15 protein-coding genes and 1 pseudogene are annotated in these 19009 nt (G+C 63.3%); 15 read left to right on the plus strand and 1 reads right to left on the minus strand.

The genetic code is table 11. The annotated features are described in order from the left end of the window. The first annotated feature begins 5 nt into the window (after nt 1-5). From FJW08_RS18100 to FJW08_RS18145, 10 genes and pseudogenes are all read left to right on the plus strand, one after another. Nucleotides 6-980: a sugar ABC transporter substrate-binding protein gene (locus tag FJW08_RS18100; protein WP_140811726.1), complete on the plus strand. Its 975-nt coding sequence runs from the start codon at nt 6-8 to the stop codon at nt 978-980. 78 nt (nt 981-1058) lie between these two features. Continuing rightward, on the plus strand, nt 1059-2036 hold the full coding sequence (locus FJW08_RS18105) for an ABC transporter permease (RefSeq protein WP_140760060.1): 978 nt from the start codon (nt 1059-1061) through the stop codon (nt 2034-2036). 3 nt (nt 2037-2039) lie between these two features. Next, nucleotides 2040-2771 carry an ATP-binding cassette domain-containing protein gene (locus tag FJW08_RS18110; RefSeq protein WP_140811727.1) on the plus strand — a complete coding sequence of 244 codons (732 nt, stop codon included), beginning with the start codon at nt 2040-2042 and terminating at the stop codon, nt 2769-2771. 12 nt (nt 2772-2783) lie between these two features. Then, nucleotides 2784-3538: pseudogene (locus FJW08_RS18115) on the plus strand (SDR family oxidoreductase). Nucleotides 3539-3548: 10 nt separating this feature from the next. Further along, on the plus strand, nt 3549-4418 hold the full coding sequence (locus FJW08_RS18120; protein WP_140811728.1) for an aldose 1-epimerase: 870 nt from the start codon (nt 3549-3551) through the stop codon (nt 4416-4418). 90 nt (nt 4419-4508) lie between these two features. Beyond that, nucleotides 4509-5666, plus strand: a complete 1158-nt coding sequence (locus FJW08_RS18125) for a fumarylacetoacetate hydrolase family protein (protein ID WP_140811729.1) — start codon at nt 4509-4511, stop codon at nt 5664-5666. Between the two features lie 291 nt (nt 5667-5957). Further along, the gene (locus FJW08_RS18130) at nt 5958-6893 is read left to right on the plus strand and encodes a substrate-binding domain-containing protein (protein WP_140811730.1); all 936 of its coding nucleotides are present in this window, start codon (nt 5958-5960) and stop codon (nt 6891-6893) included. 121 nt (nt 6894-7014) lie between these two features. Further along, the gene (locus FJW08_RS18135) at nt 7015-8001 is read left to right on the plus strand and encodes an ABC transporter permease (RefSeq protein ID WP_140811731.1); all 987 of its coding nucleotides are present in this window, start codon (nt 7015-7017) and stop codon (nt 7999-8001) included. A 3-nt stretch (nt 8002-8004) separates the two neighbouring features. Beyond that, nucleotides 8005-8796, plus strand: coding sequence for an ATP-binding cassette domain-containing protein (locus FJW08_RS18140; RefSeq protein ID WP_140811732.1), 792 nt, complete (start codon nt 8005-8007; stop codon nt 8794-8796). Nucleotides 8797-8823: 27 nt separating this feature from the next. Next, nucleotides 8824-9846: a LacI family DNA-binding transcriptional regulator gene (locus FJW08_RS18145; protein ID WP_140811733.1), complete on the plus strand. Its 1023-nt coding sequence runs from the start codon at nt 8824-8826 to the stop codon at nt 9844-9846. Between the two features lie 295 nt (nt 9847-10141). Here the strand turns inward: FJW08_RS18145 and FJW08_RS18150 are convergent, their stop codons facing one another. Continuing rightward, nucleotides 10142-10732: a TetR/AcrR family transcriptional regulator gene (locus tag FJW08_RS18150; protein ID WP_015318879.1), complete on the minus strand. Its 591-nt coding sequence runs from the start codon at nt 10730-10732 to the stop codon at nt 10142-10144. 491 nt (nt 10733-11223) lie between these two features. On the opposite strand from FJW08_RS18150, the gene FJW08_RS18160 reads away from it, so the two are divergent. From FJW08_RS18160 to FJW08_RS18185, 5 genes are all read left to right on the plus strand, one after another. After that, nucleotides 11224-14400 carry a multidrug efflux RND transporter permease subunit gene (locus FJW08_RS18160; protein WP_140811753.1) on the plus strand — a complete coding sequence of 1059 codons (3177 nt, stop codon included), beginning with the start codon at nt 11224-11226 and terminating at the stop codon, nt 14398-14400. Nucleotides 14401-14415: 15 nt separating this feature from the next. Then, nucleotides 14416-15567: an efflux RND transporter periplasmic adaptor subunit gene (locus tag FJW08_RS18165; protein ID WP_140811734.1), complete on the plus strand. Its 1152-nt coding sequence runs from the start codon at nt 14416-14418 to the stop codon at nt 15565-15567. A 197-nt stretch (nt 15568-15764) separates the two neighbouring features. Continuing rightward, on the plus strand, nt 15765-16454 hold the full coding sequence (locus FJW08_RS18170; protein ID WP_140811735.1) for a GntR family transcriptional regulator: 690 nt from the start codon (nt 15765-15767) through the stop codon (nt 16452-16454). 26 nt (nt 16455-16480) lie between these two features. Then, entirely contained in the window at nt 16481-17587 is a 1107-nt protein-coding gene (locus FJW08_RS18175) for a mandelate racemase/muconate lactonizing enzyme family protein (RefSeq protein ID WP_140811736.1), read from the plus strand. A gap of 269 nt (nt 17588-17856) precedes the next feature. Beyond that, complete coding sequence (locus tag FJW08_RS18185; protein WP_140811755.1) at nt 17857-18621, plus strand: SDR family oxidoreductase; 765 nt, start codon at nt 17857-17859, stop codon at nt 18619-18621. The last annotated feature ends 388 nt before the right edge of the window (nt 18622-19009 follow it).

A 19009-nucleotide genomic window follows, 5' to 3' on the forward strand; every position in this document is an offset into this window, starting at 1 on the left:
CTACGATGAAAAAACTGACTGCAATGCTTCTGCTTGGCGTCGCTCTTGTCGGCGTGCAATCCGCCCGCGCCGACGGGCTCAACATCGTCTTCACGCATCATTCGTCCGCATCGAACACGTTTTGGCAGGCCGTCAAGAAGGGCTATGACGACGCCTGCGCCAAGGTCGAGGCGACCTGCAACATGGTCTTCACGCAGACCGAGGGCTCGGTCGAGCAGCAGGTCGCCAATATGCGGGCCGCGCTCGCCGCCAAGCCCGACGCGCTCTTGACCTCCATCGTCGACGACCATGCTTTCGACGACGTCATCAAGGAGGCGCGCGATGCCGGCGTGCTGGTGATCGCCGTCAATGTCGACGACACCGAAGGCGCCAAGGGCAATGCCCGGCAGGCCTTCGTCGGCCAAGGCTTCAAGCCCGCCGGCTATTCGCTCGCCAAGGCCATTTCCGAGAGCTTCCCGAAGGACGGCCCGATCAAGGTGCTGGTAGGCATTTCCGCTCCCGGCCAGAACTGGTCGGAAAGCCGTGGCGCCGGCGTGATGCAATTCCTCGAAGAATACAAGGCCGCCCATTCAGACCGGCAGGTGTCGTGGGAGCGCATCGACAGCGGCACAGACCTCGCCATTACCTCCGACCGTGTCGGCGCCTATCTCAACGCCCATCCCGACACGACAGCCTATTTCGACACCGGCTTCTGGTGTGCCGGCGTCGCACGCGTGCTGGCCGATCGCGGCGTGGCGCCGGGCAAGGTCTTGCTCGGCGGCTTCGACCTGGTGCCCGAGGTGCTGCAGCAGATGCAGAAAGGCTATGTTCAGGCGCTGGTCGACCAGCAGCCCTACATGCAGGGCTTCATGCCGGTGATGGAGGCTTATCTCAACAAGAAGATCGGCCTTGCCCCATCGGACATCGACACCGGTCAGGGCATCGTGCGGCCAAAGGAGGCCGATGGGATCATGGCGCTCTCCGCTCAGGGTCTGCGCTGAGCTCCAGCTTCGAACCGTTGGATCGGCGGCGCCCGGCGCCGCCGATCAGCCTGAAATCCCAAAATGCCGGAGCCCAAGTTGAAGCGCCTGTTCAAGACCTATCTCGAAAAACCGGAACTGGCGGGCCTCATCCTGCTGGTGCTGCTCATCGTCCTGTTCCAGATCCGCTCGCAAGGCGTGTTCCTCAACCAGGATAACCTGCGCGGCATCCTCGGCATCCTGCCGGAGGCCGGCCTCGTCGCCATCGGCGTTACCATCCTGATGATCAGCGGCGAGTTCGACCTGTCCGTCGGCTCGGTCTTCGCGCTGATGCCGATGACGATGGCGGTCCTGATGGTGCATGGTTGGCCGTTCCCGCTGGCGCTGCTTGCCGGGCTGCTCGTCTCGGCGGCGATCGGCTTCATCAACGGCTACGTCACCATCCGCTTTGCCATACCGAGCTTCATCACCACGCTCGGCATGCTGTTCATGGCGCGCTCGCTCACCGTTGTCGTCTCGGGCGGCTTCCCGCCGCTGCTGCCCGCGGACCTGCCGACATGGCTGTTCACCTCCTTCGTTGGCCCGGGCAACATGTTCCGCATGTCGTTCGTCTGGTTTGCCGGCATTGCCCTTTTGACCTCGTTGATGCTGTCGCACACCAATTTCGGCAACTGGATCAAGGCCACAGGCGGCTTCCTGCCCGCGGCCGCTTCGATGGGTATCCCGACCGCCAGGGTCAAGCTCGCCTGCTTCATGCTCTGTTCGATGCTCGCCGGCTTTGCCGGCATGCTGCAGGTGCTGCGGCTGGGCTCGCCCCTGCCCTCGATCGGCGAGGGAATGGAGCTTCAGGCGGTGGCCTCCGCCGTCATCGGCGGCGCTTCGCTCGCCGGCGGCATCGGCACCGTCATGGGCGGCATCATCGGCACCACGCTCATCCGGGTCATCGACAATGGCCTCGTGCTCAGCCATGTCGATGCCAACTGGTTCAAGTTCGCCATCGGCTTCCTGACCATATTCGCCGTCGTCGCCAATGCCTGGATGCGCAAGCGCGCCAAGGCCATCAAGATGGAGGGCTGAACGATGACCGACGCGATCATCTCGGTCCGCAACCTCCACAAATGGTATTCCGGCGTCCATGCCCTGAAGGGCGTGACGCTCGACTTCACACGTGGCGAGGCACTTGGACTGGTCGGCGACAATGGCGCCGGCAAATCCACCCTCATCAACATCCTCTCCGGGGTCCACACGGCGGATCAAGGCGAGATCCAGGTCGAAGGCAGGCCAGTCAGCATCACCAAGCCGCGCGATGCGATGGATCTCGGTATCGAGACGATATACCAGTACAATTCCATGGTTCCGACCATGTCGATCGCCAGGAACCTGTTCATCGGACGCGAACCGATCCGGTTCTCGGTCCTTGGCGTCGGCCTGCTCGACCAGAACAAGATGGCAAGCGAAAGCATTCGCGCCATCGCCAATGTCGACTTGCATCTGCGCTCTCCCGACGCGCTTGTCGGCGAACTTTCCGGCGGACAACGGCAAGGCGTCGCCATCGCGCGTGCCATGCATTTCAAGTCGAAGGTGATGATCCTCGACGAGCCGACCAACCATCTCTCGGTCAAGGAGACGAAGAAGGTGATCGGGTTCGTACGCAGCCTGAAGGAACAGGGCGTCACCGGTGTCTTCATCAGCCACAACATGCATCATGTGTTCGAATGCTGCGACCGCGTGGTGGCGATGGCGCGCGGCGAGGTCGTGCTGGACAAACGGATCGAGGATACCTCGATCGATGAAGTCCACGGCGTTTTGTAAGGAGTGGCGGCAATGAAGGTTCTTGCCGATCGGGTCGTGCTTTTGACCGGCGGCCTTGGCTCCCTCGGCCGGGCCCAGGCCGTCACGCTGGCGCGGGCCGGTGCGCGTGTGCTGGTGCTCGACCGGCCCGATATCGAAGACGGGCCGGAGACCGCGGCGACGCTCGCCGGGCAGGCCGAAGGCGACATTGCCTTCGTCGGCTGCGATCTCAACAAGCTTGCCGGGGCGGAAGAGGTTGTCGCGGCTTTGGCGGAAAAGGAAGGCGGGATCGATATCCTGATCAACAACGCGGCCCTGATCATCAACCGGCCGTTCGAGGAATTCTCGCTGTCCGAATACGAGGATCAGATCAGGGTCAATTCCTCGGCCGCCTTTGCGCTTGTGCGCGCCTGCGCGCCGGCATGAAGGCGAAGGCGTATGGCAAGATCGTGAACTTCTGCTCGATCACACTCAATGGCCGGTGGGACGGCTATGTACCTTATGTCGCATCGAAAGGCGCGATGCTGGGCCTCACGAAATCGCTGGCACGGGAACTGGGGCCGCATGGCATCACCGTAAACGCAGTGTCGCCGGGCGCCGTCGTTTCCGAAGCAGAGGAACGGGTGTTCGGCGAGCGGCTCAAGGAATACAGTGATTGGATCATGGCCAACCAGAGCCTGAAGCGCCGCATCGAACCGCATCACGTCGCCGATCTCGTGCTGTTTCTTGTTTCGCCTGCCGCAGACATGATCAGCGGTCAGGACATCCACGTCGACGGTGGCTGGTAGCGTTCCGTCGATGACGAACATCGACACCATCGAACTTGCCGACGAACGCGCCAGGGTGGTTGTCAGCCCTCGCCAGGGCGCGGCGATCCTGCGCTACGACGCGCTTCGTCCCGACGGCGCGTTCACACCTGTGATAAAGCCGTCGGAAGGATTGATGAAATTCGGCTCCCAGTTGCTGGCGCCGTGGTCGAACCGGATTTCCGGCGGCGGCTTCGAGTTCGACGAGCGTTTCCATGCGATAGAACCCAACGTCGAAGGCGAGCCGTTCCCGCTTCATGGCGACGCCTTTCAAAAGCCTTGGCGTCTGACGCGGCGAACGGGGACCGAGGCGGAGTTTGTTCTTGGCGATGGGGCGATCGGACCCTATCGCTACCATGCGAGCGTGCTCTACGCACTGGAGAACGGCGCGCTGAGCGTTGCTTTGACCATTGAGAACCGGGCCGAGATCCGGCTGCCTTATGGGCTTGGCTTCCATCCATGGTTTCCGCGCAACGCGCGCACATCGCTCCAGGCATCGGCCAACAGCGTCTGGCTCGAGGATGAACGCCACCTGCCGACCAGGATGGTGCCACTCACCGACCACCCCGACTGGGATTTCTCGAAACGTGCGCCGCTTCCCGATACCTGGGTAAACAATGCGTTTGAGGGATGGAATGGACGCGCCTCGATCGTCCAACCCGATGATGCCTTAGTCGTCTTGATCGAAGCGCCGCCGCCGCTCGGCGTCTTCATTCTCTATTCGCCGGCGCGAGACGCCGACTTCTTCTGTTTCGAACCTGTCTCGCATACAGTGGATGCCCATCGCATCGGCGGCCTGAGGACACTCGCGCCGAGGGAATCGATGGCTTCGCGGATGCGACTATGCTGGCATGAGCTTTGATGCCGGAGAAGCGTGTCGGCACGATTTGACTTGAAGAGAGGCCGTCGGAATTTCACAATCCGGATTGTCCCGCCCAACAACGAGAGAACGATGACGAACACGATTAACCTCCCCGGTGACGGTGTCTTTCTCGGCCGCGCTCGACTGCCGGCCGCCTCGCATCCCATGGTGGTCACGGTGCGCGACGGCACCGTCGTCGACATCACGTCAAACGCGGCGCCAACCATCCGTGACGTCTGCGAAATGACCGATCCTGCCGGCCATGTGCGCTCGGCCAAGGGTACGCCGATCGGCCCGCTCGACGATATTGCGGCCAACAGTTTCGAAGCCACGCGTGATCCGGCAAAACCCTCCCTGCTGTCCCCGGTCGACCTGCAGGCGATCAAGGCGTCCGGCGTCACTTTCGTGGTCAGCCTGCTCGAACGGGTGATCGAGGAACAGGCGCGCGGCTCGGCGGAAAAGGCCGACGCCATCCGCGCCGACATTGCCGGCCTGATCGGCCATGACCTTTCGAAACTCAAGCCCGGTTCGCCCGAGGCGATGGAGATCAAGGCCAAGCTGATTTCGCGCGGCGCCTGGTCGCAATATCTGGAAGTGGGCATCGGCCCCGATGCCGAGATCTTCACCAAATGCCAGCCGATGGCCTCGGTCGGCTTCGGCGCCGACGTCGGCCTGCACCCGGTGTCGACCTGGAACAATCCGGAGCCGGAGATCGCCATGATCGCCGCCTCGAGCGGCCGGATCGTCGGCGCCACCATCGGCAACGACGTCAATCTGCGCGACGTCGAAGGGCGCTCGGCGCTGCTGCTCGGCAAGGCCAAGGACAACAACGCCTCGGCCTCCCTTGGCCCCTTCATCCGGTTGTTCGACGACACGTTCTCCATCGACGACGTGAAGCAGGCCGTAGTGCGCCTGAAGGTCGAGGGAGACGACGGATTTTCGCTGGAGGGCGCAAGCTCGATGGCCGAGATCAGCCGCTCGCCGGAAGAGCTGGTTGCCGCGGCCATGGGGCCGCACCACCAGTATCCTGACGGACTGGCGCTCTATCTCGGCACGATGTTCGTGCCGTCGAAGGATCGCGGCGAAAAGGGCAAGGGTTTCACGCACAAGGTCGGCGACATCGTCACCATCTCGTCGGAAAAATTCGGCGCGCTGGTCAACCGCGTGCGGCTATCGCCCGATTGCCCGCACTGGACCTACGGCGCCAGCCATTTGATGCGCGACCTCGCCAGGGCCGGCCTGCTCTAAGCGGCTCTTCGGGGACTTCGCCCCAAGTGACCGCCCAAACATGATCGACAGTCGGCTCGGCTGAGCCTCGGCGACAATCATCCGACTGCCCGGAAAAAATCATCCCAACTGATGCGATCTGATGGGGTCGTTGATGGCGCCGCGTCAGGCGCCAATTACGACTTGCAGATGGAGGCTTGCCATCCGCCGAAAAAGGGAATGCTCTTAGGCATCCGAGCGGCGCTGGCAAAAGACGCAATCCGGCTGAAGCCGGAACAAGGGACGGATCATCTTCAACCGGGAGGAAATCAAATGCTGACGAGATTGAGACTTGTGCTCTACGGCCTGCTGATCGCGCTGACGGTCATTCCGGTAGCCGCGCAGGCCAAGACGTTCTACTGGATTTCACATGGCGGACCGGCCGACCCGGTCTGGACCTACTTCCTCGCCGGCGCCAAGCAATGGGCCAAGGACACCGGCAACACCGTCAACACCTCGTTCCACAATGGCGACGTCGCCTCGCAGCAGGAAGCGGTGCGCGCCGCCCTCTCGGCCAAGGCCGACGGCATCGTCACCACCAGCCCCGATCCGGGCAGCCTGGTCGAGATCGTCAAGGAAGCGCGCGCGGCCAACATCCCGATCATCAACTTCAACACGCCCGATCCCAAGGCCAATTTCAACGCCTATGTCGGCGGCGACAACGTCACCTTCGGCAAGCACTGGGCGCAGTATCTGGTCGACAAGGGCCTGGTGAAGAAGGGCGACTTCGTCTGGATGCCGGTCGAGATTCCCGGCGCCACCTACGGCGTGCAGGAAGAAGAGGGCATCAAGAGCGTCTTCGGCCCGCTCGGCATCACCTATGAGGTGACCGAAGCGACGCTCGACCAGGCCGAGGTGATCAACCGCATGGTCGACTACCTCACCGCCCACAAGGGCAAGGTCAAAGCCATCATCGGCCTGGGCGACCTCGTCACCGGTTCGATCAAACGCGTGTTCGACCAGGTCGGTGTCAAGCCGGGCGAAATCCCGGTCGTCGGCTGGGGCAACTCGCTCGACACCACCCAGGAAGTGCTGAACGGCTACGTCAATGCCGGCCAGTGGCAGGACCCGCAGGCGACCAGCTATGTGGCGCTGTCGCTCGCCAACATGGCGGCCAGCGGTATTCCTCCGGGCTTCAACGTCATCACCGGCGCGCTCTATGAGAAGGACACCGCGGCGGTCTACGACAAGATCCTGTCCGGCAAATAGTCCGCGATCCCTGGCGCCGCGCATCTCGCACGGCGCCAGATATCTTCCTGTGCCGCGGCTATGTCCACCCGATGCGTGCGGTGGAGGTCGCTGCCCGTTCCAACCATGTCGCGGGTTCCCAGTGGAAAATCATTCGCTCACCCAACGCCTGATCGCGCGGCCGGAATTCGGCCCCTTCGTTCTGCTCATCGTAGAGATCGCCGTTTTCTGGGGTTTCAACCACGACTTCCTGTCACCGCAAAACATCTCCAACACGCTGGCCTTCACCGTCGAGCTCGGCCTGATCGCGCTGGCGATGACGCTGTTGATGACGTCGGGCGAATTCGACCTTTCCGTCGGGTCCCTGTTCGGCTTCTCGCCGGTGCTGATGTGGACGCTGTTCAATGCCGGCGTCACCTCCCTGGAGATGGGCTTCGTCGTCGCGCTGGTGGTTGCCGCCTTTATCGGCCTGGTCAATGGCTGGTTCGTCACGCAGCTCAAGATCCCGTCCTTCCTGGTGACGCTCGGCATGCTCCTGGTGGTGCGCGGCAGTGCGCTTTTCATCACCGACGGGTTTCCGCAGCGCACCTGGAGCGCCGAAGGCAGTTGGCTGGCGAAGGCGCTGGTCGGCGATTTCTTCATCGGGCCGTTCCGCATCTACATGTCGCTGTTCTGGTTCATCGCCGCGGCGATCGCGCTTGGCTATGTTCTGACGCAAAGCCGGACCGGCAACTGGATCCAGGCGGCGGGCGGCAATCCCAACGCGGCGCGGGCACGCGGCGTCAATGTCAACCGCGTCAAGGTCGGCTTGTTCGTCCTGTCGTCGCTCATGGCCTCGCTTGCCGGCGTCATCTCCTCGCTGCGCACATCCGCCGCCAACCCCAACAGCGGCACCGGCTACGAGCTCGAGGTGATCGCCATGGTGGTGATCGGCGGCACGGCGCTGACCGGCGGGCGCGGCACCATCATCGGCACCGTGCTCGGCATCCTGATCCTGCGCGTGATGCGCAACGGCATCGTGCTGATCGGTGTGCCCGGCCTTGCCTACAACATCTTCATCGGCGCGATCATCCTTGGCATGATGGCGTTGCATTCATGGCTGGAACGCCGGCATCAGGCGGGGACTTGAACCATGGCCGAGCCACTGATCCGCATGCAGAACATCCGCAAGTCCTATGGGCGCGTGCAGGCGCTGGTGGACGCCAATTTCCATGTCAACGAGCGTGAGATCGTCGGTTTGCTGGGCGACAATGGCGCCGGCAAATCGACGCTGATCAAGGTTCTCTCCGGCGCGGTGCCGCTGACCAGCGGCGATATCTTCATCCGCGGCAAGAAGGTCAACTTGCGCAGCACCAGCGACGCCATTGCCCATGGCATCGAGACCATCTACCAGGACTCGGCCCTGGTCACGCAATTGTCGATCGCGCGCAACCTGTTCCTGGGGCGTGAGCCGATCAAGCCGCCGCGTTTCCTCAACCGCATGGATCAGGACGCGATGAACACGGTCGCCCGCGATCTGCTCAAACAAGTAGGCATCTCCAAGAACATCCCGCCGACGACGCCGATCGGTTCGCTCTCCGGTGGCGAGCGGCAGGCGGTCGCGATCGCGCGCGCCATGCATTTCGACAGCGACCTGATCATCCTCGACGAGCCGACCAACAATCTCGGCGTCGCCGAAACACAAGGGGTGCTGAGCTTCGTGCGCAACGCCCGCGATTCCGGCCACTCCTGCATCTTCATCGCGCACAACATCCACCATGTCTTCCAGGTGGTCGATCGCATCATCGTGATGCGCAGGGGCAAGGTCGTCGCCGACGACATCGATCCGAAGACGACGACCGTGACGGAAGTCGAGCGCATCATTACCGGCATGTCGGACAAGGACATCCGCGACGCTCTCGCCGACGGCAAGCCGGGGCACTGAGGGAGCATCGACGCATAGGGTCGCGGCATGAAGGCCACCGTCTCCGACATTGCCAGGAACTGTGGGCTGTCGACTGCAACGGTCGACAGGGTGCTCAACAATCGGCCCGGTGCGAGCGCCGCCAACAGGCAGCGCGTCATGGAGGCCGCCAAGCAGCTCGGCTATCTGCCGGTCGCCGACCAGGTGACGCTTCCCTCGAAGCCCGCAAACCTCGAATTCTTCCTGCCGATCGGCAGCAACGCCTTCATGCAGGACCTGGCAAAGCATATCGAGGACTACGCCTCGCGCCTGCCGCTTGTGGCGTCATGCCGAATCCACAATCTGGCCGGCATCTCGCCCAATGCGCTGCGGACAGCGGCCGAAAGACTGTCGCTGCGCGCCAACGGCGTCGGCGTCATCGCGGTCGATCATCCCAGGACACACAACATCCTGCGCGATATGGTCGAGGCCGGCATCCGCTTGGTGACGCTGGTGTCCGATATTCCGGCCGCACCCCGCTCGGCCTATGTCGGGATCGACAACCGCGTGGCGGGACGGACGGCAGCACTTTTGATGGGACGCTTTCTCGGCGGCCGCGAGGGGCAGCTGGCGATGGTCGTCGGCTCGCGCTCCTATCGCGGCCATGAGGAGCGAGAAATGGGCTTCCGCTCCGTACTTGCCGAGGAATTTCCCAACCTCACCGTCAGCAGCGCCGTTGAGATCAACGACGAGCCGGACGCAAGCTATGCCGAGACCATGAAGGCGCTGCACAACGAACCGGAACTGCTCGGCATCTATTGCGTCGGCGCCGGGCGCTCCGGCATTGCCAAAGCAATCCGGGAAGCCAGGCCCAACCGCAAGCCGGTGTTCATCTGCCACGACCTGACAAGGGAAACACGCGGCTATCTCGTCGACGACCTCGCCGACGTCGTGATCGACCAGAACGCCAGGCTGATCGCGGAGCAGTCGGTGATCCAACTGCTCGGCTCGATCGCATCGTCGGCGCCCTATCTCACGCGCAAATTCATTGAGCCGCGACTGATTTTCAGGGAAAACGTGCCGGTGCAGTGAGGTCGCACTTCCTGAATTCACGCAGCGTTACGGCGAATCTGCACAGCAGCTATGCACAATTCATTGTTGCCGAATCATTGGGCAATTCGTAGTTTCTGGTTGTCGGCCATCTACTCCTCCCAGATGCGATGCCGATGCTGAATGGGGTGCACCTCCTCCCGCACCACATTCGAAATCGAGCCCGCTGCCACCTCCTCCCGGCAGCGGGCTTTTTTCGTTCAGTCAACGGGAATGCTGCAGCAGGCATCACCTCGGTCATGCGACCGGCAAAATCACCGACAGCCACGGCAAAACTTTAACCGGCGGCAGTGCCCCGGAAGGAAACGATCAGCCCTTCCGCCATGCGCACGAACTGCGTGCTGGGGCCCTCGGCACCAACCGTCTGCACGCTGACGCGCGCGCCTTCAAACAGCAGCGACAGCGTATCGGCGAGAAGTTCGGCCTGGCCGATGCCGGCATCCCGGCAGAGCCCGACTAGGCGTTCGCGCTGGGCTTCCTTGAGTTCCTTGATCACGCGCCTTGCCGGATGATCGGGTTCGGTCAGTTCGGCGGCGGCGTTGGCCATGTCGCAGCCGCGGCCGTCGGTGTTGAGCATGGCGGCGGCCTTGCGAACCCAGGCGTGAAGCTGGGCGAGTTTGTCGCCCGGATGCTCGGCCTCGAACGTTTCCCACATCGCGCCAGCCTTCAACGCGTTGGCGCGCAGGCATTCGACGATCAGTTCGTCCTTGGACTCGAAGTGACGATAGAGCGTCATCTTGTTCGTGCCGGCAGCCTCGGTGATGGCGTCGACCCCGACGCCCTTGATGCCGTGCTTGTGGAACATGTCACGCGCCGTCTCCAGAATCCGATCCCGGGGACGAGAGCGCTCCACGACGCCGTCTGTCATCATGATCTCCTTTCGTTTCCAAAAAACCCTCGGCCACCTCTTGACTAGGGTGTTACCGGTCTGTAACTTCCAGAATGTTACTTACTGGTAACACCTATAACGTCCGTCGTCAATAACAAGGTCGTGAACTGGTCCTACCAGATCGAGATGGACGAAAAGACTGCCAATCATGCGGCTTCGGCCGGTGAAGAGATGAAAAACGGTTCGCGAGCATGGGCTGCGAATCGACAGACAAGGAGCCGGCCAATGCCACAGCGCCGCGATCTTACCATAGATGAGGCCGTCCGGGATCCGATGATCCGGCTGGTCATGAAAGCAGATGGGGTCGACCCCCGCGCCTTCGAGAACATGTTGCGCTCGCTCGCCGATGGGCAGCGTCGCGAGGTGCCGTTGCTGCGTTCACGGGAAGGGTCCCGTGACCGGCACGGCCAATTGTCCAGAGTCGCCAGCGCCTTCGGGCGGGCAAGAGCGGCTGGAGAGGCGTGCGTGTCGTGGTAAACTTCTTCATCCATCGTCCGATCTTCGCCTCGGCCATCGCCATCATCATGGTGCTCGCCGGGACGATTTGTTATTTCCTGCTGCCCGTTTCGCAGTTTCCCGACATCACACCGCCCCAGGTCGTGGTCAGCGCCCACTATCCGGGCGCCAGCGCGCAGGTGGTGGCAGACACGGTGACGACGCCGCTGGAGCAGCAGATCAACGGCGTGCAGGGCATGACCTACATGTCGTCGACGAGCTCCAATGACGGCTCGTCGACCATCACCATCACCTTCGATGTCGGCTATTCCCTGAGCACCGCCGCCGTCGACGTGCAGAACCGCGTCTCGCAGGCGGCCTCGTCGCTGCCGGCGATCGTCAACCAGGGCGGCGTGACGATCAAGAAGCAGAACCCGAATTTCGTCCTGATCGTCAACCTGACCTCGCCCGACCATTCCGTCGATCCGGTGGCGCTCTCCAACCTTGCCTATCTGCAGGTGGTGGATCCGCTGAAGCGGCTGCCTGGTGTCGGCGACGTGCAGATCTTCGGCGAACGGCGCTATTCGATGCGTGTCTGGCTCGACCCGGACAAGCTCGCCAATCTCGGCATCACCGCCGTCGACGTCCAGAACGCCATCGCCGAACAAAACGTCCAGGTGGCGGCCGGCAAGATCGGCCAATCGCCGGCGCCCGCCGGCACCGCCTTCGAGATGCAGGTCAACGCCGTCGGCCGGTTGAGCGACCCCAAGGAATTCGGCGACATCGTCGTGCGTGCCAACACCGATACGGGTTCGCTGGTGCGGCTGCGCGACGTTGCTCGTATCGAGCTCGGCGCCCTGCAATATTCGTCGTCGGCCTTCTTCGGCAAGGACCCGACCGTGGTGCTCGCCGTCTATCAGATGCCCGGTTCCAACGCGCTCGATCTGCAGCAGCGCGTCAAGGACAAGATGCAGGAACTGTCGGCCCGTTTCCCCAAGGGCGTCGACTATGCGATGCACTACGACACGACGCGCTTCGTCTCGGCCTCGATGCATGACGTGCTGATCACGCTCGGCGAAGCCCTGGTCCTCGTCGTGGCGGTGGTGTTCATCTTCCTGCAGAGCTGGCGCACGACCATCATTCCGACCATCGCCATTCCGGTGTCGCTGGTGGCGACACTTGTCATCATGGAGATGATGGGTTTCTCGCTCAACATGCTCTCGCTGCTCGGCATGGTGCTGGCCATCGGCCTTGTCGTCGACGACGCCATCGTCGTGGTCGAGAATGTCGAGCGACAGCTCGAGGCCGGACTGAAACCACTGGCGGCGACAAAAGCCGCCATGGCCGAGGTGACAGGCCCCATCATTGCGACCACGGCGGTGCTGATGGCCGTGTTCGTGCCGGTTGCCTTCATTCCCGGCGTCTCCGGCAAGCTCTATAACCAGTTCGCACTGACGGTGGCGATTTCCGTCGGCATCTCCGCCTTCAACTCGCTGACGCTCAGCCCGGCGCTCAGTGCTGCCTTCCTGCGCCATCGCGGCGAGACGCAATTCTTCCTGTTCCGTTGGTTCAACACAGGCTTCGACAGACTGTCGCATGCCTACGCCAATGGCGCGCGCATCCTTATCCGGCTGCGCTGGATCATGCTCGGCCTGTTCGCGGCCGGCCTCGTCGCCACCTACTTCGTCTGGCAGAAGCTGCCCTCGACCTTCCTCCCGGTCGAGGACCAGGGCTATTTCTTCGTCGTCATCCAGCTGCCCGACGGCGCTTCGCTGGAGCGCACCGATGCGGTGGCACAGAAGGCGCGCGACATCCTGCAGGCCACGCCCGGCGTCGACATCGTCGGTTCGATCAGCGGCCTGAACTTCCTGACCAGCGCAGCGCAGTCGAACTCGGCGGTCGAGTTCGCCATCCTCAAGCCGTGGGAGGAGCGTGGCCCCGACCAGAGTGCCTCCAAGCTCGTCGCCGACGTGCGCGGCAAGCTGATGCAGATTCCGGAGGCCTTCGCGCTCTCGTTCGATCCGCCCTCCATCCCTGGCATCGGCACCACGGGCGGCTTCGAATTCGTCGTCGAGGACCTCACCGGCCGCGGCAGCACGGCCCTCAATGATGCCACGCAAGCGGTGATCGCCGAGGCGCGCAAGCAGCCGGAAATCAATCCGCAGCAGCTGTTCTCGCCTTTCTCGACCTCGACGCCGCAGTTCAACTACGATCTCGACCGCGCCAAGGCGAAGCTGCTCGGCCTCAACCTGCCCGACGTCTTCAACACGCTGCAGATCTATCTCGGCTCGCTCTACGTGAACGACTTCAACCTGTTCGGCCGCACCTTCCGGGTGACCATCCAGGCCGACAAGGATTCACGTGCGGGTGCGGCTGATATTTCACGGCTTTATGTGCGCAATGCTTCCGGTGGCATGGTGCCGCTCAGCACGCTGGGCAAGCTGGTGCCGTTCGTCGGCCCGGAAACCGTGCCGCATTACAACAACAACGCCTCGGCCACCATCAATGGCGGCGCTGCGCCCGGTTATTCGTCGGGCCAGGCAGTCGCCGCCATGGAACGGGCCGCGGCGACAGCACTGCCCAGGGATTTCGGCTTCGAATGGACCGGCATCACCTTCCAGGAGCTCAAGGCAGGATCGATCGCGTCGGTGGTCTTTGCGCTGGCCATCGTCTTCGTCTTCCTGATCCTGGCAGCGCAGTACGAGAGCTGGGCGATGCCGTTCATGGTGCTGCTGGCGGTGCCGCTCGCCCTGTTCGGCGCGTTCGCCGCACTTTGGGCGCGCGGCATGCAGATCGACGTCTATTCGCAGATCGGCTTCGTCATGCTGATCGGCCTGGCGGCCAAGAACGCGATCCTGATCGTCGAGTTCGCAAGACGGCGGCGCGAGGAAGGCCTCAGCATCATCGAGGCGTCGATGGAGGCCGCGCGGCTGAGACTACGGCCGATCCTGATGACCGCGTTTGCCTTCATCCTCGGCGTGGTGCCACTGATGATCGCCACCGGCGCGGGTGCCGCAAGCCGTCAATCGATCGGCACCACCGTGTTCGGCGGCATGGTCGCGGCGACCATCCTGTCGCTGGTGTTCGTGCCGGTCTTCTACGCGGTCATCGAGCAGCTGCGCGAACGGCGCGGCGGCGACGAGCCCGCCTCTCAACACACTGAACCAACGGCCAAACCCGCCTTCCCTCCCCTGGCGGAAGCGGCTGAATAAGATTGGAGACTCACTATGCGTAAATGGAAAATCGCGTTGGGAACGGCAGTCGCGCTGGGTGCGATCTCGGTGGCCAGCGTCCACCTGCTGGACATGGGCAATCTCAGCCTGAATGCCGGCACGGCCGGGGCGGCGCCCGCTCCAGCGGCGTTCGTCATGCCGGTGCCGGTGGCGAGCGTGGTCAAGAAGACGATCCCGATCTATCTCGACTATGCCGCGCGGACCGAGCCGATCCGCAGCATCACGCTGCAGGCGCGCGTCCCCGGCTACCTGCAGGAACAGACGGCGCAAGACGGCGCCGATGTGCGGCAGGGCGACCTGCTCTACAAGATTTCGCCTGATGATTTTCGGGCCGCGCTCGACCAGGCGAAGGCACAGGTTCAACGCGATACGGCGACCCTCGATTATGCGCGTTCCAATCTCGGCCGCGGTACCGAGCTCGCCAAGAGCGGTTACCTGGACAAGGACAGCTTCGACCAGCGCACCAGCACCTTGCGCGAGGCGCAGGCGTCGCTGGCGCTCAACCAGGCTGCCGTGCGCACTGCCGAGCTCAATCTGAGCTATGCTGAAATCCACGCGCCGTTCGCCGGACGCCTGGGCCGCAACCAGGCTTCCGTGGGAACGCTGGTCAGCGTTGCCGGCACCGTGCTCAACACGCTGGTCCAGCTCGATCCGATCTACGTCACCTTCAATCCGAGCGAGACGGATCTGGCGCAGATCGAGGAAGCGCGCGCTGCCGGCCCGATCGAGGTCGAGGTCCTGCTTCCGGGTGAGACCGAAGCCCACCAGAAGGGCGAGCTCACCTTTATCGACAACACGATCGATCACTCGACCGGCACGATCACCGCACGCGCCACCATCGGCAACGCCAAGTTCACGCTCTTGCCTGGCCAGTATGTTCGCGTGCGGCTGCACGTCAAACAACAGCCCGATGCGCTGATGGTGCCGCAGGTCGCACTGGGATCAAGCCAGCTCGGCAAATATCTCTACGTTGTCGGCAAGGGCAATACGGTCGACCAGCGGCTGGTTTCGCTGGGGCCGACCAGCGGCGACATGGTCGCCATCCTTAGCGGCGTCGCCGAAGGCGACCAAGTGATCACAGGCAATCTGCAGAAGATCGGCCCCGGAATGCCGATTTCGCCTCTCCCACAGAAACCGGCTACCTGACTCCCCCGCAGGCCCGGTTTCCGCGCGGCGCCCTCGGCCTTTTCTCAGGCCGAGGGCGCCGTTTTCACGAGCAAGCCGACCGGAGCGGCGACGTCTGCGCGGCCGGCCGTCGGAAACTGAGAAATCAGACCACGACCTCTTGTTAGATTGTCGACAATCTGATTGTCTTGCCATCTGTTCTCGCTGGAGTGGGCCGGATGGTGAAGACGGAGTTCGGTCCGATTGCCGACACGACACGCCGTGCCGAAATCGTGGCACTGCTGCGGCGCGCGATCCTGACCGGTCAGCTTGAGCCCGGCCAGAAGCTCAACGAGCTCAGGATTTCCGAACAGATGCGGGTCAGCCGCGCGCCGCTGCGCGAAGCGATGCGCGAGCTGGCGCAGGAAGGCATCCTGACGAGCGTCCCCTATGCTGGCACCTTCGTCATCAATGTCACCGCCAAGGACATCGACGACGCCTATTCGCTCAACAAGGTGCTGGACGAGTTCGCCATCGAGAGGATGTGGAAGCAGCGCGACCAGCGTTTCTTCGAGGAACTCGACCGGCGCCACGAGGCGGTGAAGCAGGCGACGCGCGACCGCGACACCACAAGGCAGATCGAAACCGCGCTGCAACTGCATGGTCTGATCCATGAATGGGCCGACAATTCGGTGCTCCTGGAAACCTGGCAAAGGCTGACGAGCCGGCTGCAGATGTATTTCGCCCTGCATCAGCGCGCCCGCAACGAGCCGGTGCCTGCAGAAGACCTGCACGAGACCTATGTGGCGCTGCTCAAGGGCTCGGACATTCGCGCCGCCCAGCGCCATGCGCGCGAGCATATCGACCTCGATTTCGAAGAGCTTCTCGCCTATGCGCGCAGCCTTGAAAAGCGCGCGTCGAAGAACTGACACCCCTGCGGACAACGGACAGCAAAGTGAAGATCGAAACCATCAAAGCCTATCGCGTCGTGCAGCCCTTCGTGGACGGCCCCTACCGCATGTCCAAGGGGCGGGTCGCCGACTGCTTCGACGCGGTGATCGTCGCCATCACCTCGGACAGCGGCTTGACCGGCTGGGGCGAGATGGCGCCGCTCGGCAATTTCTACTCGGCCGCGTTCCCGGCCGGCACGCGTGCCGGCGTGCCGGAAATCGCGCCGCATCTCATCGGCCAGGACCCGCGTGGACTTGCCGGCATCAGCAGGCTGATGGACACCGTGTTCAAGGGCCACCCCTACATCAAGTCCGCGCTGGACATGGCGTGCTGGGATCTCGCCGCCCGCGCGGCCGGCGTGCCGCTGGTGACGCTGCTCGGCGGCAAGGAAAGCGACACGGCCGAACTCTATAAGGTCGTCACCCATGGCACGGTCGATCAAATGGCCGCACTTGCCGGGCGCATCGTCAAGGACGGCTTTCACCGGCTGCAGGTCAAGGTCGGCGGCAATGTCCATGACGATATCGAACGCGTCACCGCGGTCGCCGCCTCGGTGCCGAAAGGCACTGTCATTTTCTGCGACGCCAATGCCGGCTGGACGCCGTACCAGGCGTGCCGGTTCGCCGATGCGACGCGGGCGATCGACTATACGTTCGAGCAGCCCTGCACGACGATCGACGAGAACATGTCGGTGCGCCGCATGCTCGACAAGCCGATGGTGCTCGACGAATCCGTCACCTCGCTTGAGGCGATGCTGGAAATCCACCGCAGGGGCGCGGCCGACGGGCTGACGCTGAAGATCTCGCGGCTGGGCGGCGTGACGCAGACGCGGCTGATCCGCGACGTCGCCGTCGATCTCGGCTTCATGATCACGGTGGAAGACACCGGCGGCGCCGAGATCGACACATCAGCCATGGCGCATCTGTCGCTGTCGACGCCAGAGGAGCGCCGGCTGCACGCCATCGCCTTCCATGAATGGGTCACGGTGCGCACCGCGTCGAATGCGCCGCCGGTCACCGGCAGCCGCATGGGCATTCCAGACGGCCCGGGCCTCGGCATCGATGTGGATCCAGGCATGCTGGGCAAGCCCTTCTTCGAGATCGGCCGCTGACGATCCGCAGCACCAAGGCAACGCCGCCGACGCCGGCGGCCGCCGCCATCATCAATGATGTTCTCGCCCAACGGCTGGTCGGCCGCGACGCCTTCGACATTGCCGGCGCCGAACATATGTGCCTGCCCTTCTGGACCGGCGTGCAGTCGATCAATGACCGCACCCGCTCAAGGCCTGGTCCGGTGACCGGCGCCCAAAGGCTTGCGACTTCTGAGATTGATCAAAGTACGGCAACGCGCATAACCTCTCTCAACAAGGGAGGGCTACCAATGGATCTTTTCAAACTGGACGGCGATGTCGCGCTGGTCACCGGTGCCGGCAGCGGCATTGGCCAGGCAATCGCGATCGGGCTGGCCGAGGCAGGCGCCGATGTCGCCTGTTTCGGCCATACGTCGAAGGGCGGGTTGGACGAAACCGCTCACCGGATCACGGCACTCGGCCGCCGGGCGCTGGTGCTGACCGGCACCGTGACCTCGGATAGCGATCTCGCGGCGGCCATCGATCGCATAGAGGCCGAACTCGGTGCGTTGACGGTCGCCGTCAACAATGCCGGCATTGCCGGCTCCGAACCAGCCGAGACACTGCCGCTGGAAAAGTGGCGGAAAGTGCACGAGGTCAATGTCGCGGGCGTATTCCTGTCCTGCCAGGCCGAAGCGCGCAAGATGCTGGCGCGGGGCAAGGGCTCGATCATCAACATCGCCTCGATGTCGGGCACCATCGTCAATCGCGGGTTGACGCAGGCGCACTACAATTCCTCGAAGGCCGCCGTCATCCATATGTCGAAGAGCCTCGCCATGGAGTGGGCCGATCGCGGGCTGCGCGTCAATGTCGTCAGCCCGGGCTACACGCTGACGCCGATGAACAAGCGCCCCGAGGTGGCCGAAGAGGTTAAGATCTTCAAACGCGACACGCCGATGGGACGCATGGCGGCGCCCGAGGAAATGGTCGGGCCGACAGTGTTCCTGGCCAGCCGCGCGTCGAGCTTCGTCACCGGCCTCGACCTGATCGTCGATGGCGGCTACGTCTGCTGGTAAACAGGGCATGCCAGCCATGTCCCGCCTGCGTCGGCCGGCTTCGCTTGCAGTCTGAAATTCCGCCGCGAACATAGCGTTAGTCGTTGCGCGGCATGAACGTTGGTATATATAATTTCATCCTATGAAACGGCGCTGGCGAGATGGGGCTTGCTGGGGCTATAGCCGAGAGCAATTCCGCCGGAATGCTTGGGATCATGGGACCTTGATGGCTCGCAGCTTGCAGGGCGCCGCAGGACTGGCAATTGATCCGCGGATGATCGCCATCGCGGCGATCGATCGGCCATGAGACTGCCCGCCTCGGCAGCGTCCGTCATCACCGAAATCGAGCATCATCACGCCTGCGCCGTCCTTGGCCGCGACATGGCGACAACGGCCTTGCGCAACAGCC

The sequence above is a fragment of the Mesorhizobium sp. B3-2-1 genome, from assembly GCF_006439515.1.
In the GTDB taxonomy this organism is placed as follows: domain Bacteria; phylum Pseudomonadota; class Alphaproteobacteria; order Rhizobiales; family Rhizobiaceae; genus Mesorhizobium.

Excerpts from the sequence above, each read along its gene's own strand:
- FJW08_RS18100 (WP_140811726.1), top strand. The coding sequence starts at position 6 with ATGAAAAAACTGACTGCAATGCTTCTGCTTGGCGTCGCTCTTGTCGGC.
- FJW08_RS18110 (WP_140811727.1), top strand. The coding sequence starts at position 2,040 with ATGACCGACGCGATCATCTCGGTCCGCAACCTCCACAAATGGTATTCC.
- FJW08_RS18120 (WP_140811728.1), top strand. The coding sequence starts at position 3,549 with ATGACGAACATCGACACCATCGAACTTGCCGACGAACGCGCCAGGGTG.
- FJW08_RS18125 (WP_140811729.1), top strand. The coding sequence starts at position 4,509 with ATGACGAACACGATTAACCTCCCCGGTGACGGTGTCTTTCTCGGCCGC.
- FJW08_RS18130 (WP_140811730.1), top strand. The coding sequence starts at position 5,958 with ATGCTGACGAGATTGAGACTTGTGCTCTACGGCCTGCTGATCGCGCTG.
- FJW08_RS18140 (WP_140811732.1), top strand. The coding sequence starts at position 8,005 with ATGGCCGAGCCACTGATCCGCATGCAGAACATCCGCAAGTCCTATGGG.
- FJW08_RS18145 (WP_140811733.1), top strand. The coding sequence starts at position 8,824 with ATGAAGGCCACCGTCTCCGACATTGCCAGGAACTGTGGGCTGTCGACT.
- FJW08_RS18150 (WP_015318879.1), bottom strand. The coding sequence starts at position 10,732 with ATGACAGACGGCGTCGTGGAGCGCTCTCGTCCCCGGGATCGGATTCTG.
- FJW08_RS18165 (WP_140811734.1), top strand. The coding sequence starts at position 14,416 with ATGCGTAAATGGAAAATCGCGTTGGGAACGGCAGTCGCGCTGGGTGCG.
- FJW08_RS18170 (WP_140811735.1), top strand. The coding sequence starts at position 15,765 with ATGGTGAAGACGGAGTTCGGTCCGATTGCCGACACGACACGCCGTGCC.
- FJW08_RS18185 (WP_140811755.1), top strand. The coding sequence starts at position 17,857 with ATGGATCTTTTCAAACTGGACGGCGATGTCGCGCTGGTCACCGGTGCC.